This is a genomic window from Pseudomonas fluorescens (assembly GCF_001648775.1).
Lineage (GTDB): Bacteria > Pseudomonadota > Gammaproteobacteria > Pseudomonadales > Pseudomonadaceae > Aquipseudomonas > Aquipseudomonas fluorescens_M.
Window position 1 is genome coordinate 165,890 of the sequence record NZ_LVEJ01000026.1, and the last position, 15,393, is coordinate 181,282.

Consider the following 15,393-nt stretch of genomic DNA (forward strand, 5'->3'; position numbering starts at 1 on the left):
CTTCCATGTCCTTCCTCCTCACCCACCTGTTGTCCCTGAGCGCCGCCCTGCTGTTGCTCGACGCCGTGCTCTGGCACTTCACGCCGTTCTCGCATCGTGCGCCAAGAGTGGCCGTGCGGCTGGTGCTGTTTCTTGCGTTCACGGCGCTGGTGATCAACGCCGGGGTCAGTCCGTTGCAAGCACCCTTGTTCGCCGATGATCGTGTGGCGCAACTGGGTGCAACGGCACTGGGGATTCTCTGGTGGCTGTACGCCGCGCGGGTGCTGACCGAAGTGATCGGCCTGGCACTGATGCGCCGCATCGGCCATAGCGGCCGTTTGTTGCAGGACGTGATCGGCGCACTGGTGTTTCTGGTCGCCACGGTCGCGGCGGCAGGTTACGTGTTGGAGCTGCCGGTGAAGGGCTTGCTGGCGACATCCGGCGTGGTCGCCATCGTTGTCGGTCTGGCCCTGCAAAGTACCTTGGCCGATGTGTTTTCCGGAATTGTGCTCAACACCACCAAGCCCTATCAGGTGGATGATTTCGTGGTGATCGACGGCGTCGAAGGCAAGGTCTTCGACATCGACTGGCGCGCCACCCACCTGTTGACCAGCGCCGGAACCATGGCGGTGGTGCCGAACTCGGTGGCGGCCAAGGCGAAGATCGTCAACCTCAGCCGTCCGAACAACATGCATGGCGTGTCGATCAGCATTCAGGTGCCGAACCACATCCGCCCGCGTCGAGTCCTCGATGCGCTTGATCGCACCTTGCAGGGCAGCAGTTCTCTGTTGTTGACGCCGGCGCCGAAAGCCGTACTGAAAGAGGCTGGTGAAACCATGTCCGAATACGTCGCCAGCGGCTTCATCGCCGAACTCGGCAAGAAAAGCGAAGTGCGCAATCAGCTGTTCGACCTCGCTCACCGGCATTTGGAAGCGGCAGGTATTTCGCGGCATCCGGACGGTGTGATCGAACCGTCGAGCCGGGCCCGTGCACTGCTCGATGAAGTTAAAATCTTCCGCTCGCTGAGCAGTGAGGAGCGTGATCGCCTCGCCGAATCGATGGTCGCGCAGCAGTACGCGGCGGGCCAGGTGGTGCTGGATCTGGACGAGGTGCCGGAGAGTCTGTTCGTGATTGCCACCGGGGTGGTCAGTGCGACCGTGGCGGACGGCGACAGTAAGGTTGAGGCCGGGCGGATGGGGCCGAGTGAGGTCATGGGTGAACAGAGCATTCTGGCGGATACGCCGTCGCAGGCGACGTTCACGGCGTTGACGTCGAGCATCATTTATCGTCTCGACAAGAACCTGACTCGTGAGTGCATGGAACAGCGCACGGAGGTGGGTCGGGCGTTGAATAAATTGCAGGCGGTGCGTCAGCAGAACAGTCGCCTCGCGTTGATGGGCAAACCGGTGGCGGTGAGGAAAGGTGGTTTTTTGGGGTGGTTGCAGAAGCGGTGACGCGAAGATTTCAAGATCAAAAGCCTACCCCCTCACCCCAACCCTCTCCCCCAAGGGGGCGAGGGGGAAAGGGAGCAGACGGTATGCAATTCAGAACCTGAGTTCGGCTCGGTATCGCAGATCGGCGTATCCCGAAAGAACCCCGCGGTCAGTCCCATCTCCCTCCGGACCTCAGAGAAAAAGGGAGCCGATCTCCAAGCTGTTCAAAACTGAAGTTCGACTCGGTATTGCACGTCGGCGTACCTCGAAAGATCCCCTCGGTCAGTCCCCTCTCCCTCTGGGAGAGGGTTAGGGTGAGGGGCTTTTCAGGATCAGCCGATTACTTGGCAGTGAACTTGGTGTAGCTGTTGATCAGGTTGCGATAGTTAGGCAACCGCTCCGACAGCAAATGCGCCAACCCTTCCATATCGTTGCGCCAGTCACCCTGCAGCTCGCACGCCACCGAGAACCAGTTCAGCAGGTGTGCACCCGCCGCCGACATCCGCGCCCACGCCGCTTGTTGCACGGTGGTATTGAAGGTGCCGGACGAGTCAGTCACAACAAACACTTCGTAGCCTTCAGCGATGGCCGACAAAGTCGGGAATGCCACGCAAACGTCAGTCACCACACCGGCGATGATCAGTTGCTTGCGACCGGTCGCCTTGATTGCCTTGACGAAGTCTTCGTTGTCCCACGCATTGATCTGGCCTGGACGCTGAATGAACGGCGCATCCGGAAACTGCTCACGCAGCTCAGGCACGATCGGGCCGTTGGGGCCGGCATCGAAACTGGTGGTCAGAATGGTCGGCAGCTTGAAGAACTTGGCGATGTCGCCCAGCGCCAGCACGTTGTTCTTGAACTCGTTCGGGGTGAAATCCTGGACCAGCGAAATCAGGCCGGTCTGGTGATCGACCAGCAGTACGACCGCGTCATCTTTGTTCAGACGTGTGTAAGGAACGCTCATGGGAAAACTCCTGGATGGACGGATGGATGAAGCGTGAAGCGCCGACCGGATGGCAGACGCTTCAGGGGAAATCAGAAGGCGAAGCAGGAACAGCCAAACGCGCCCCAGAAACCGGCGAAGTCGCTGACCGGCGCATTCGACATTCGCGCCTTTTCATGGCTGTGGGTGTGTACGGCGCACGGGCCGCTGCATTGGTGAACCTGCGCCTGCAACGGCGAATTCGGCCGCCAGTGCCCCGGCACCTTCACCACTGGCGACCAGTCCGGCAGCACTGGAATCGAACGCGGGCCAAGGTCTTCGAAGTCACCGGCAGCGTAAACAATCTTGCCGCCGACTACGGTCAGCACCGATTCGATCCACTTGATCGCTTCTTCCTCGACATGGAAAAAGTCCGCGCTCAGCGCTGCCAGATCCGCCAGTTGCCCGACCTTGATCTGGCCTTTCTTGCCCTGCTCCGACGAGAACCAGGCGCTGCCGTGAGTGAACAACTCCAGCGCGGTGGTGCGCGGCAGACCTTCTTCGTATAGGGCCAGACCGCCGACGGTGCGACCGCTGACCATCCAGTACAACGACGTCCATGGGTTGTAACTGGAAACGCGCGTTGCATCAGTGCCGGCGCCGACCGGTACACCTTCGGCGAGCATGCGTTTGATCGGTGGCGTCGCTTCGGCAGCTTGCTTGCCGTAGCGGTCGACAAAGTATTCGCCCTGGAACGCCATGCGATCCTGAATCGCAATACCACCGCCCAGCGCTTTCACCCGCTCGATGTTCTGCGGGGTGATGGTTTCGGCGTGGTCGAAGAACCACGGCAGACCGTTGAACGGAATATCACGGTTAACCTTCTCGAACACGTCGAGCATGCGGCTGATCGATTCGTTGTAGGTGGCGTGCAGGCGGAACGGCCAGCGCTGCTCGACCAAGTGGCGCACCACCGGCTCCAGCTCTTGCTCCATGGTTTGCGGCAGGTCCGGGCGCGGTTCGAGGAAGTCTTCGAAGTCCGCCGCCGAAAACACCAGCATTTCCCCGGCACCGTTGTGGCGCAGGTAGTCGTCGCCCTGATGCAACGTGACGCTGCCGGTCCAGTTCTGGAAATCGCTCAGCTCTTCTTTCGGTTTCTGGGTGAACAGGTTGTAGGCGATACGCACAGTCAACTGGTCGTCCTTGGCCAGTTGTTCGATCACCTGATAATCGTCCGGGTAGTTCTGGAAACCGCCACCGGCGTCGATCGCACTGGTCAGGCCGAGGCGATTGAGCTCACGCATGAACTGGCGGGTCGAGTTGACCTGGTATTCCAGCGGCAGCTTCGGCCCCTTGGCCAGCGTCGAGTAGAGGATCATCGCGTTTGGCCGCGCGACCAGCATGCCGGTCGGGTTGCCGTTGCTGTCGCGAACGATCTCGCCACCCGGTGGGTTCGGCGTGTCGCGGGTGTAGCCGGCCACGCGCAGGGCGGCGCGGTTGAGCAAGGCGCGGTCATACAGGTGCAGGATGAACACCGGGGTGTCCGGTGCGGCCTGGTTGATTTCTTCGAGGGTCGGCATGCGTTTTTCGGCGAACTGGAATTCGTTCCAGCCACCGACCACGCGCACCCATTGCGGGGTTGGCGTACGGTCAGCCTGATCCTTGAGCATGCGCAGCGCGTCAGCCAGCGACGGCACGCCTTCCCAGCGCAGTTCGAGGTTGTAGTTCAAACCGCCACGGATCAGGTGCAAGTGCGAGTCGTTGAGACCGGGGATGACGCAGCGGCCGTGCATGTCGACCACTTGCGTGTTCGGCCCGCGCAGGGCCATGGCCTGGTTGTCGTTGCCAACGACGACGAAGCGGCCGTCGGTGATGGCCACGGCACTGGCCAGTGGTTTGGTGCGGTCAACGGTATGAAATTGGCCATTGAACAGAATCAGATCGGCGCTCATCGCAGTTCCTCAAGCAAAGTGAAAAGGAGCAAACCCCGCGCGCTCAGCGTGGCGAGGTCTCTTGGGAATCGAGGTGTTCATGGGCCTGGCTGGCTTCGAGCCACGGGGCGAACAATCGCGTTACGCGGGGCATGAACACGTACACCACCGACACGACGATGGTCAGGGTGATCAGGAAGGTCGCGACCACGTAGTTGGAAAGCAGTGGATGCAACTTGAGCAATGGCCCCCAGATCAGCGGCACCAGCAAGGTGTGCGGCAGAATCACCAGCAGGGTGATCACCGCTTGTTTCCAGCGCGGCGGTGGCGAAGCAGCATCAGCCAGTGGCGAAAACCAGAACTCGCTGATCGGCGCGACTTCGGTCTGGTCGCCATCGGCAAGCATCGGCGCGGCCTCTTCGACCAATGCCTTGCGCTCCGATGATTCCATCCACCGTTGCATCGCCTCAGTCGAGCAAAAACGCAGCACGCAGGTGTAGAAATCCAGGCCGGCGCGCTTGCCGCGCACCACGTCCACGCCCAAATGGCCTTCGCGCTGCCCCGCCACGCGGACAATATTGCGCAGCCAGGCTTCATACGCCGACTCGAAACCAGCCTTGACCCGGTGTTTGATGATCAACGTGACCGTCTCATCGGCCCCCGGCGCTTGGGGTTTGAGGACTTCAGGCATAACGCAACACTCCGGGCAAACGAACAGGAATCACCAGCCGTCCCGGCCCGGCGATCAACACAGTGGCAAACAGGATCAACAGCAACCAGCCGAACTGCCCCTCGGCCACACTCCATTGCGGATGCACGACCAACAGCGCCACCAGCAGCACAAAGAGAATAGGCACGCAGGCCAATCGCGCCAGTAACCCGGCGACGATCAGTAGCGGACAGAGGACTTCAGCGAAGATCGCCAGGATCAAGGTGAGGTGGGATCCGAGGTGGAACGGGTCTTCGATCAGTTGCAATTGCGCGGTGAAATCGAGCAGCTTGGGCAAGCCGTGAACCCACAGCAGGAACAACCCGCCGCTGACCCGCAGGAACAGCAGACCGACGTCGCGTGCCTGTTCTTCTCGTTGCGAAGCGTTCATGGCCCCACCCTTGAAATATCATTGGCCTGAAGCATGCCAATGATGGGCGGGGGGAAATTGCACGGATGTGCTTAGTTGCGACGGCCGTTCACGATGACGTTGCCGGCAGGTGTGAGGCTCAAGGCACCGCCCGAATGGTGTATTCACGGGTTTGAAAAACCGCCGCCGTATCAGAATTCGCCACCTGATCCAGATTGACCATGAACCGAATGATCAGCTTGCTGCCATCCTTCAGCAGCCGTAGATAATTGGCCGAAACAATCGCGGTGTAACCGCCATTCGTCACCCAGGCCCGATGCACCCTGTTAGTGGTGCCGGCCCACATCCGCAGATTGGGCGCGCCTGCGTTGCTCTCCCCCTGAAGATCAAGCCAGAGACACTGATTCACAGCGATATGCGGCCAGACACCAAACAGCAGATTCGCGCCGGACTGGACATCTTTCAGATCGAGAATGTCGGTGCCGTTCGCCTGAGTGATCACCGGCGCCGCGAGTCGCTCCAACGCAATCGGCAACACATTGAGATGCAGGGGCTGTGAGGTCACCGGGGCGGAAGCACCTCGGGTGTAGGTAAACGCAACCTCCATTATTTTTCCGATGCTGAAGGCCACCAGCGATACGGGCAAACTGATTCTGATCGGCCTCGTGGTGCCGGCCGGTACCGGGGTAGTGGTATGCGAACCTGCCGGGGGAGTGCCATCAGCGGCTTTCACTGTCACTGAAACCATATCGGTGGGTTGCAGGTCGAGATCCAACAACGCAGTCAGGGTCGTTATTGCTTTCAGCGGATCGAGATTGATGTTATCGGGAGCCTCGACAATCGTCAGCGGCAGGCTTTGAATCACGACGTTGATTCGCCAGGGGGGTGAGGCGCTTCCGCTGCCATCCGCCAATCTCACCGTAAACACATGCGATCCACCGGTCAGGTCAGTTGCGACGTACCTCCAGTTACCGTCGACGACATCGGCCGTGTCGAGCCTGGTCGAGCCATCAAACACAGCCACTGTGTCGCTAGCGGTGCCGCTTAGCGTGACCGTGGTGTACCGGGTGTCCGCGCCGTCAAGTATGTCTCCATCAAGATCGGTGACTGACGATATCCTCGGCCCGCTGGGGGCTCCTGTCAGTACGATGTAGTTTCGATGTGCAAATGGCTGCGCAAGGGATGCATCCTGACTGCCTTGCAGCCCGGCCATGAAGCGCAGCGACAGCACGCTGCGATCCTGCAGACGTTGCAGTGGTGCAGCAGGGAAGTTCTGTTCGAAGAAACCGAAGCGGTTGAATTCGTCATTGACCACATTGTCCGGCGCCTGCCAGTACGACGCCTCGAAATCACTGCCGTCGGCATTTGTGCCGTTGATATTCAGCCAGAAGAATTGGCCGCGCCTGCCCAGTAGCCACGCATTCGTACGCAAGGTGAACTCAGAAAGGTCGCTGACATTCAGCTCACTTCCCTGACCGTCTTTGTCGGCCTGTCGGATAAATGGCCGAGGCAGACTCAATTGATTGATGCGGGTGATGTAAAGCGGCAAAGGCTGTGAAGTAACAGGCGGTTCGGTGCCACGGTAAACCGTGTAAGTGACAATGACGGTATGCTCGAAGTTGAAAGCCACCAGGAGGTTATCAATATGGGTCTGGAAAGGACGTTGAAATCCGCCGATCGGTATGCGCGGTGAGGTGTAGGACCCAGAACCTGGCGTACCGGCCCACGTGATCGTGAGACTGTCTCCTGTCTGCCAATCGAAGTCGATTTTTACCGTCAGGTTGTACCGAGCGGCCTCTGGGTCCAGCAAACCGTCAGGGCGACTTTCTATGATTGAGAGCGGCGGCAGACTGCTACTGTCCAGCGCGGGTATCAGCGTGTCCATGTTCACGTCCTTTTTGGCTACCTTTCGACATCGGCCAATCAGACATGTGAATGCGGAGATGCGCCACTGTCAGAACTAACAGGTCAAGCCCTGTTTCAGACGAACGGACGCTCACATCACCGGAATATCCAACGGCGCTGCCATGAACTGGCTGATCCGCGAGCGCAGCCATTTCTCCGCCGGATCGTTGTCGTGCACCCCGCTCCACGCCATCGACAACTGCGCCGCATCGATCGGGAATGGCGGATCTTCAGCGCGCAAGGCACAACCTTCCACCAGTGCACACGCCGCGTAATCCGGCACGGTGGCGATCATCTCGGTGCCGGCGAGCAAGGCGCGCAGGCCGCTGAATTGCGGCACGCCCAAAACCACGCGACGGGAGCGGCCGACCTTGGCCAGGTCCATGTCGATATTGCCGCTCAGGTCGCCGGAGAACGAGACCATCGCGTGCGGGCGTTCGCAGTATTCGTCGAGCGTTAGCGGACCCGGACGGTCGTCGCCGCGCAGGACTTTGCAGGGAATGTCGCGCAGTTTCTTGCGTTTGGCGTTGGCCGGCAGATCGGTGGTGTAGCTGACGCCCACCGAGATTTCCCCCGACGCCAACAACGCTGGCATCAGCAGGTAGTTGGCGCGACGCACCACCACGACAATGCCCGGCGCCTCTTGCTGAAGTTGGCGTAGCAACGGTGGGAACAGGCCGAATTCGGCGTCGTCCGACAGACCAATGCGGAACACCTCGCAACTGCTCGCCGGTTCGAACTCCTTGGCCCGGCTGACCGCACCGGAAATCACATCCATCGCCGGTTGCAGCTCTTTGAGAATCGCCAGCGCGCGCGCCGTCGGCTCCATACCGCGGCCGTTGCGCAACAGCAGCGGATCATCAAACAGATCGCGCAACCGGCCCAGCGCCGCGCTGACCGCAGGCTGGCCCATGAACAGTTTTTCGGCGACGCGGGTCAGGTTTTTTTCGAACATCAGTGCTTCGAAAATCACCAGCAGGTTCATGTCGACGCGACGCAGATCGTTACGGTTCATGGGCGCTTTCCTTCGATGGCCAACCAGACGCAAGTGCTACGCACTTTACGTGATCAAGGCTGGTTTTATCTCCAGTTGTTAAGCAAATTAACAACGATTAACTCGTCAGCATCAACCCCCGGCCCAACAATGAATCCCTCTGCGCAGCGTTGTTTTTTGACCTGAGGGAACGCGCCGACCGTGCCTTCCCCACCGACACGGACCTTGGCCATGGCTCACTTGCAACCCACCGTCGCCCTCGCCCCTGCCAGCGAACCGCGCAAGAGCGGCATTGGCGGGCTCAGCCCGCAACGCGAACGGCACGTCAAACAACTGATCCTCGAACGCTTGGGCGAAAGCCTGGAAGTCACCGAACTGGCCCGCGCCTGTTCGCTGTCGCGCAGCCATTTTTCCCGTGCCTTCAAATGCAGCACCGGGGTGTCGCCGCAGGACTGGATTCGCAGCCAGCGCATCGCGCGTGCCAAGCTGCTGATTCAGCACACTGACCTGAGCCTGACGCAAATCAGCCTGGAATGCGGTTTTTGCGATCAGGCGCATTTCTGCCATATGTTCACTCGCAGCGAAGGCATCAACCCGTTTGCCTGGCGCTGCCAGATCATGCGTGAACCGAAAATTCACCGCTCACAACCCGCCGTGTTTTGATCCTGATGCCCGCAGCACCCGTTGCACTGACGCTCAAACCTGAGGATTATGCCGGGACACCCCGGATTAGAAGGCCTGCGCACGCGCCCGGCCCTACTCCGCTCTGTCCGCTGCAGCACCGCAGGAGTGAGCTGTTGAGTCTTTCCCCGCATCAGGCCCTCGGCTTTGGCCCTTATCGGGTTCATCCCGGCCGACGCTTGGTACTCGAAGGTGAACAGCCGCTGCGTCTGGGCCGGCGGGCGATGGACATCCTCCTGATTCTGCTGGCGCATGCCGGCGAAGTGGTGAGCAAACAGCAATTGATGGCCGGGGTCTGGCCGGACAGTGTCGTCGAAGAGATCAACTTGCGTGTGCACATGGCGGCGTTGCGCAAGGCCCTCGGTGATGGTCAGGCCGGCCAGCGTTACATCATCACCGTGGCGCAACGAGGCTACAGTTTTGTCGCCCCGGTTTTGCTCCAATCCATGGAGGAGCGTCCTGTGGGCAATGTTGGCGGTCGGCACAACCTGCCCTTGCGGCGCACGCGCATGATCGGCCGCCAGCCTCTGGTCGACAGCTTGATGACACAGCTGCCGCGCCGACGCTGCATCACCCTGGTCGGCCCCGGCGGGATCGGCAAAACCACGGTGGCCCTGCGCGTGGCCGAGCAGTTGATCGGACAGTACCGCGACGGCATCCGACTGGTGGACCTGGCGCCACTCAACGATCCGCGACTGATTGGCTCACATCTGGCCGCCCTGCTCGACCTGGCATTACCGGAAGGTGATCCGCTGGAGTCGCTGATCAATGGCCTGCAATCACGGCAGATGCTGTTGCTGCTCGACAATTGCGAACACCTGATCGATGCCGTCGCGGCGCTCAGCGAAAGCATTCTGCGCGGAGCGCCGAAGGTGCATATCCTCGCCACCAGCCGCGAGAGTCTGCGCGCGGAAGGCGAATTCGTGCAGCGCCTGGATTCCCTCGAATACCCACCCATGAGCGCGATGCCGGATCGTCAGCAGGCGCTGGAATATTCGGCGCTGCAACTGTTCATCGAACGGGCCACGGCCGCGCAGGAAAGCTTCGAACTGAGCGACGCGCAGTTGCCGCAAACCATCGAAATCTGCCACCGCCTCGACGGCATTCCTCTGGCGCTGGAACTGGCGGCCGCGCAGGTCGCCGAGCTGGGCCTGGACGGTCTGCTGAGCCAGTTGCAAGGGCGCTTGCCGTCGTTGGCAGCGGGCAATCAAAACAGCCTTGAGCGCCACCACACCCTGCGCGCGACGCTGGACTGGAGTTTCAATCTGCTCGACGGATGCGAGCAGACCTGCCTGCGCCGTCTGGGCGTGTTTCGCGGTGGTTTTACCCTGGAGTCAGCAGCGGCGGTGATCGTCGGCCAACAGATCGACCCCGGCGTGGTGTTTGTGGCGATCACGCAACTGGTGGCCAAATCCCTGCTCAGCGTCGAGGTCGGCGATGAGGAGGTGTTCTATCGCCTGCTCGACACGACGCGCCGTTATGCACTGGAAAAACTCGAGCACGCCGCCGAATGCGACGACACCCGCGAACGGCATGCCGAACGCTGCCTGGTATTGATGCAGCAAGCGCAAAACGATTGGGAGAACACGCCGACGGTGGTGTGGATCGAGCGTTATGCCCGAGGCCTGGAAGATCTGCGCGCGGCGCTGGACTGGAGCCTGAACGGTGTCGGCCCCGGTGGCTTGGGGATTCGCCTGGCGGCGGCGTCGGCGCCCTTGTGGCAAGAGTTGTCGTTGCTCAAGGAGTACGGCGGCTATGTGCGCCGGGCACTGCGCCTGTTCGATGAACTCGGTGAACCCTGCGCGCGCCTGAAAGTCGCCCTGAAACTGGCGCTCGGCAGTGCCTGTTATCACACGTGGGGCGGCACCCCGGAAACCATTGAAGCGTTCGCCGAAGCCCGCCGGCTGGCGCACGCGCACGACGACGTCGCCGGGCAGTTGCGCGCCGTGTCCGGACACATGGCGGTCAACCTCAGTTGCGGGCATTACCGCATGGCACTGGCCCAGAGTGAGCACTTCGACCACCTCGGCCTGCACGGCGATCCACTGTTGTCACTGAGTACCCACCGCTTGCGGGTATTGGCCCTGCACTATGCCGGGGACCAGCCACAGGCGCGCCTTCACGCTGAACAAGTGTTGCAGCGCATGGCGCACAGCGGTCACGTCAACCGCTTCACGCACGGTTTTGGCGTGCAATACGACCAGAGTGTCGCGTCGCTGACGGTGCTGGCGCGGGTGCTGTGGATGCAGGGATTGCCGGAGCAAGCGTGGCGCACGGCGCGGCAGGCACTGGATATTGCAGTGCAGATCGACCATGGCACCTCGATTTGCTACACCTTGGCACTGGCCAGTTGCCTGATCGCTCATTACAACGGCGATCAGCAGAATGCCCGCGCGCTATTGCAACTGTTGCTGGAGCAATCGCAGAAGCATTCAGTGCTGTTGTTCAACACCTGGGCCCGGCATTACGCGCAGGTGATCGACGCGCAAGCCAGTGCGCCGGTGCCGAAGGACAGCAGCGGGCTGATTCGGGAAATCATGGTGACGCTGGATTGCCGTTTTATCGATGACGCGCTGCTTGAGCGGGCGCTCAGTGGTGATGCCGGGTGGAGCACGGCGGAGATTCTGCGGGCGCGGGCGGAGGCGTTACTGAATGGAGAGATGGTTTGTCTGGGCGGGCCTCTTCGCGAGCAAGCTCGCTCCCACACGGGGACTGAGTTCACCGCAATCCCCTGTGGGAGCGAGCCTGCTCGCGAAGAGGCCCTGAAGGAAGCCGAAGAACTCCTGCAACAATCCCTGACCATCGCCCGCACGCAAGGCGCGCTCGTCTGGGAACTTCGCAGCGCCACATCACTGGCGCAACTCTGGCAACGCCAGTCACGCTGCGCCGAGGCGCTGGATTTGCTCACCCCGATCTATCAACGCTTTACCGAGGGCTACGCGACCCCTGACTTGCGCAAGGTGCGCTTGCTGATCGACGAGTTACGCGAGCACGTGCACGCCTGAGGTTCGGCGAATCCGGTTGATGTAACGGGCATGGCGGCGTTCAAGCTCAATCCCTTCACCGCTACGTTCAAGTTGCTCGCGGGCATAGCATCGGGTGGTATTAAGCATGCGGTATCGGCCGGCATGACTGCCCCGCTCCACCGTCAACAATGACTTCTGCGCCAGGCTTTCGATAATCGCGGCAAGGCGTGGCGAAGCCAGTTGCGGGCAACTGATCACCGCCAGCGCCGCGTCCAGCGTAAACGCCATTTTGAACACCGATAAGCGTTGCAATGCGCGTTGTTCCTGCTCGCTCAAACGCTCATAGCTCCAGTCGAGTGCCGCCTGCATCGATTGGTGTCGCGCTACCGCGGTGCGCCGGCCATGGCTGAGCACTTGCAGGCCGTGGGCCATTTGCGCCTGCAAGCCGACCAACGCCAGTGCATCAATCTGCGCCGCCGCCAGTTCGATCGCCAGCGGCAATCCGTCGAGCTGACGACAGATTGCCAGGACCGCGCTGACATCCTGCTCGCGCAAATGGAAATCATGTTGTCGTGCCCGCGCACGGCTGACAAACAACTGCACCGACGCATGGTTCATGGCGTCATTGATGCAGGTGGTTGCTGCGCGTTTGGGGATGGCCAGCGGTGGCACGCACTGCAGGGTTTCCAATCCGACCTGCAACGCCTCACGACTGCTGGCGAGTATCGACAGTCGCGGCGCGGCTTCGAGCAAGATTTCCACGGCCGCTCCACAGGCCTCACGCCGGGGGTCACAGTTATCCAGCAGCAGCAAGGCGTGACGAGTCGACAGACCGGATAAATCAGTTCCCAGGGTGCGCAGCAGATGATCGAGCAACGGCGTGTCGTCGTCGATCAGGCTCAAATCAAGCAGCCACACGCCGTCTCGGTAATATTGCAAAAGCAGTTCCGCGACACGCAGCGCCACGGTGGACTTGCCGACGCCGGCCGCGCCAGTGATGGTCATCAGCCGGCACAGCGGCATTTGCCGTACCAGTCCGCCCACCAGCGCGTCGCGCCCGGCAACCGCGGTCAGGCGCGCGGGCAAATTATGCAGCGGTGTTTGCAAGCCTTCGAAGACCACTTGCGCGACAGGGTCGCAATGCACCGGGGCGATGAAACTGTAACCGCATTGCGGGACGTTAACGATGTAGCGCTGACCGTTTTCACCGTCACCCAAGGCCCGCCTCAGCGCGGCGATGTGCACGCGCAAATTGATCTCTTCGACCACCGACGTCGGCCATACGAGCGCGATCAGTTGCTCCTTTTTGACCACGCGCCCGGCACGCTCGACCAGCACTTGCAAGATGTCCAGCGCGCGACCGCCCATGCGCAATGGCCGATCTCCATCGAGTATCAGCCGTTGGCGCAGGTGGAAGGCGTAAGGGCCGAAATGCAGCACCGACGCCGAGTTGAAATCGTTAAGGCTATCCATGCCAACTATCTTGGCAGTCTCTGATGACGCGACAACTGCTGCGCGGGGCGCAGCACGGACATACGGGTGCCTCAGACGGACACAAACGCTCTAGCTGAACTGTTCGCGGTATTGTGCGGGGGTCAGACCGAGCTTTTCTGCGAACAGCGAACGCATGTGCCGCACGCTGCCGAAACCACTTTTGTATGCCACGGTTTTAAGCGGCAGATCACTGGTTTCCAACAGATTGCGTGCACAGTCGATGCGCGCACTTTGCAGAAACTCCATCGGCGTCATGTTGATATCGCGGGTAAACAGCCGCGCGAAGTGCCGCGCACTCATGTTGGCAATGGAGGCCATGCGCTCGACCGTGAACGCTTCGTCGAGGTGTTCGAGCACGTAACTCTGCGCGCGGGTGATCGGCGTTTCCTGCGGTGCCACCGCCGCCATCAACGGACTGAACTGCGCTTGGCCGCCCTGCCGTTTCATCACCACCAGCAGGACTTTGGCCACGTCCTGCGCGAGTTTCTTGCCGTGATCGCGGGCGATAATTGCCAGCGCCATATCGATTCCCGCCGTGACGCCACCCGAGGTGATCAGATTGCGATCTTCGACATAGATCTGATCGTTCGCAACATGGGCTTTAGGGAAACCCTTGATCAGGCGCTCGGTGTAGTTCCAGTGCGTGGTCACACGGTAACCATCAAGCAGTCCGGCATGCCCCAGTACAAAAGCGCCGGTGCAGATCGAACCGTAATAATCGACCCGCTGGACAGCGCGTTTGAGCCAGGCGAACAACGCCGGAAATTGTTGGTTGTAGGCACCGGGGCCGCCCGGTACCAGCAGCAGGTCATAACGATCGCTGTCGGCGTCGCCGATAGTCCGGTCGGCGTGCACCAGCACGCCGTTGGAGGCCCGCAGCGGACCATCCGCAGTGCCTAGCGTGATCAACTGATAATGCGCATCGGGTTTCAGGTAGCGATTGGCAACCGAAAAAACCTCCAGTGGCCCGGCCATGTCGAGCAGGAGAAAGTCGGGGAACAGCACCATTGCCACGGTTTTCATGGGAGGACATCGCTTAAATCAGAGAGAGGCATAAGACACGCCAGGCATTATGGCCAAGTGCGGCACTTCGGGCGCAAAAGTTTGCGTGAGGGGCATCGCATAACTGTCAACCTGATCGGGACAGTCTTTCAATTTCCATCTACTTATTGCATCGCACAGTAACCAGTAACCTTCTCCTCACTCGGACGAATTCACGTCCCGCAAGGAGATTTCATCATGCTGACCCTTCGCAAAGCCTCCGATCGTGGCCTCGCCAATCATGGCTGGTTGAAGTCGTTCCACACCTTTTCCTTCGCCAGCTACCGTGACCCGCGTGAGCAAGGTTTCTCTGACCTGCTGGTGATCAACGATGACCGCGTCGCTGCCGGCAAAGGCTTCGGCCAACACCCTCATCGTGACATGGAGATTTTTTCCTATGTGCTGGAGGGTGCGCTGGAACACAAGGACACGCTGGGCACTGGCTCGGTGATCCGCCCGGGTGACGTGCAATTGATGAGCGCCGGCAGCGGCGTGGCGCACAGCGAGTTCAACCATTCGGCGACCAAGCCAGTGCACTTCCTGCAGATATGGATTGTGCCGGAGGTCGCCGGTGCCAAACCGCGATATCAACAGGAGCATTTCAGCGCCGAGAAAAAACGCGGTCGTCTGCAGTTGATCATTTCGCCGGACGGCAAGCACGGTTCGCTCAAGGTGCGTCAGGATGCACGAGTCTTCGCCGGGCTGTTCGACGGCAAGGAAAGCGCCACGCTGGAACTGCCGGCCAACCGCTATGCCTATGTGCATGTCGCACGTGGCAGCGTTGAACTCAACGGCCAGCCATTGCGCGAAGGTGACGGCGTCCGGGTTCGCGAGGAACATTTGCTGACTTTGAGCAACGGTGTCGATGCCGAGGTGTTGGTGTTCGACTTGCGGCCGCAGGAATTGCCTGAGATGCCATGACCTGGTACTTCAATGCTCACGAAAAACGGCCTTCTTTGAAGGCCGTT

12 protein-coding genes are annotated in these 15,393 nt (G+C 60.7%); 4 read left to right on the plus strand and 8 right to left on the minus strand.

Translation table 11 applies throughout. The features are described 5' to 3' along the window. Positions 1-5 precede the first annotated feature (5 nt). A complete protein-coding gene (locus A8O26_RS23615) occupies positions 6-1,433 on the plus strand; it encodes a mechanosensitive ion channel family protein (protein WP_064120126.1) in 1,428 nt (475 codons plus the stop codon). A gap of 319 nt (positions 1,434-1,752) precedes the next feature. Here the strand turns inward: A8O26_RS23615 and ycaC are convergent, their stop codons facing one another. The 6 genes from ycaC to A8O26_RS23645 all read right to left on the minus strand — a co-directional run bounded on the left by ycaC (position 1,753) and on the right by A8O26_RS23645 (position 8,264). After that, positions 1,753-2,376 carry an isochorismate family cysteine hydrolase YcaC gene (gene ycaC, locus A8O26_RS23620; RefSeq protein ID WP_007913541.1) on the minus strand — a complete coding sequence of 208 codons (624 nt, stop codon included), beginning with the start codon at positions 2,374-2,376 and terminating at the stop codon, positions 1,753-1,755. Between the two features lie 71 nt (positions 2,377-2,447). Beyond that, complete coding sequence (locus A8O26_RS23625; RefSeq protein WP_064120127.1) at positions 2,448-4,286, minus strand: amidohydrolase; 1,839 nt, start codon at positions 4,284-4,286, stop codon at positions 2,448-2,450. A 43-nt stretch (positions 4,287-4,329) separates the two neighbouring features. Next, on the minus strand, positions 4,330-4,956 hold the full coding sequence (locus A8O26_RS23630) for an antibiotic biosynthesis monooxygenase (RefSeq protein ID WP_064120128.1): 627 nt from the start codon (positions 4,954-4,956) through the stop codon (positions 4,330-4,332). Next, on the minus strand, positions 4,949-5,365 hold the full coding sequence (locus A8O26_RS23635; protein ID WP_064120129.1) for a DoxX family protein: 417 nt from the start codon (positions 5,363-5,365) through the stop codon (positions 4,949-4,951). Before A8O26_RS23635 ends, A8O26_RS23630 begins: the two co-directional genes overlap by 8 nt. A 118-nt stretch (positions 5,366-5,483) precedes the next feature. Continuing rightward, positions 5,484-7,229 carry an Ig-like domain repeat protein gene (locus tag A8O26_RS23640; RefSeq protein ID WP_064120130.1) on the minus strand — a complete coding sequence of 582 codons (1,746 nt, stop codon included), beginning with the start codon at positions 7,227-7,229 and terminating at the stop codon, positions 5,484-5,486. 111 nt (positions 7,230-7,340) lie between these two features. Continuing rightward, positions 7,341-8,264: a LysR family transcriptional regulator gene (locus A8O26_RS23645; RefSeq protein ID WP_064120131.1), complete on the minus strand. Its 924-nt coding sequence runs from the start codon at positions 8,262-8,264 to the stop codon at positions 7,341-7,343. A 210-nt stretch (positions 8,265-8,474) separates the two neighbouring features. On the opposite strand from A8O26_RS23645, the gene A8O26_RS23650 reads away from it, so the two are divergent. Together A8O26_RS23650 and A8O26_RS23655 are read left to right on the plus strand one after the other, a co-directional pair. Then, the gene (locus A8O26_RS23650) at positions 8,475-8,906 is read left to right on the plus strand and encodes a helix-turn-helix domain-containing protein (protein ID WP_064120132.1); all 432 of its coding nucleotides are present in this window, start codon (positions 8,475-8,477) and stop codon (positions 8,904-8,906) included. Between the two features lie 134 nt (positions 8,907-9,040). After that, positions 9,041-11,929 carry an ATP-binding protein gene (locus A8O26_RS23655; RefSeq protein ID WP_064120133.1) on the plus strand — a complete coding sequence of 963 codons (2,889 nt, stop codon included), beginning with the start codon at positions 9,041-9,043 and terminating at the stop codon, positions 11,927-11,929. Here A8O26_RS23655 and A8O26_RS23660 read toward each other — a convergent pair. Continuing rightward, entirely contained in the window at positions 11,906-13,363 is a 1,458-nt protein-coding gene (locus A8O26_RS23660; RefSeq protein WP_064120134.1) for an ATP-binding protein, read from the minus strand. The genes A8O26_RS23655 and A8O26_RS23660 overlap by 24 nt on opposite strands. 90 nt (positions 13,364-13,453) lie before the next feature. Further along, on the minus strand, positions 13,454-14,407 hold the full coding sequence (locus A8O26_RS23665) for a GlxA family transcriptional regulator (protein WP_064120135.1): 954 nt from the start codon (positions 14,405-14,407) through the stop codon (positions 13,454-13,456). Positions 14,408-14,623: 216 nt separating this feature from the next. Between A8O26_RS23665 and A8O26_RS23670 the strand changes: the two genes are divergently transcribed. Further along, a complete protein-coding gene (locus A8O26_RS23670; protein ID WP_064120136.1) occupies positions 14,624-15,346 on the plus strand; it encodes a pirin family protein in 723 nt (240 codons plus the stop codon). Positions 15,347-15,393: the final 47 nt, after the last annotated feature.

Coding starts and splice junctions, on each gene's coding strand:
- A8O26_RS23615 (WP_064120126.1), top strand. CDS start 6: ATGTCCTTCCTCCTCACCCACCTGTTGTCCCTGAGCGCCGCCCTGCTG.
- ycaC (WP_007913541.1), bottom strand. CDS start 2,376: ATGAGCGTTCCTTACACACGTCTGAACAAAGATGACGCGGTCGTACTG.
- A8O26_RS23625 (WP_064120127.1), bottom strand. CDS start 4,286: ATGAGCGCCGATCTGATTCTGTTCAATGGCCAATTTCATACCGTTGAC.
- A8O26_RS23630 (WP_064120128.1), bottom strand. CDS start 4,956: ATGCCTGAAGTCCTCAAACCCCAAGCGCCGGGGGCCGATGAGACGGTC.
- A8O26_RS23635 (WP_064120129.1), bottom strand. CDS start 5,365: ATGAACGCTTCGCAACGAGAAGAACAGGCACGCGACGTCGGTCTGCTG.
- A8O26_RS23640 (WP_064120130.1), bottom strand. CDS start 7,229: ATGGACACGCTGATACCCGCGCTGGACAGTAGCAGTCTGCCGCCGCTC.
- A8O26_RS23645 (WP_064120131.1), bottom strand. CDS start 8,264: ATGAACCGTAACGATCTGCGTCGCGTCGACATGAACCTGCTGGTGATT.
- A8O26_RS23650 (WP_064120132.1), top strand. CDS start 8,475: ATGGCTCACTTGCAACCCACCGTCGCCCTCGCCCCTGCCAGCGAACCG.
- A8O26_RS23660 (WP_064120134.1), bottom strand. CDS start 13,363: ATGGATAGCCTTAACGATTTCAACTCGGCGTCGGTGCTGCATTTCGGC.
- A8O26_RS23665 (WP_064120135.1), bottom strand. CDS start 14,407: ATGAAAACCGTGGCAATGGTGCTGTTCCCCGACTTTCTCCTGCTCGAC.
- A8O26_RS23670 (WP_064120136.1), top strand. CDS start 14,624: ATGCTGACCCTTCGCAAAGCCTCCGATCGTGGCCTCGCCAATCATGGC.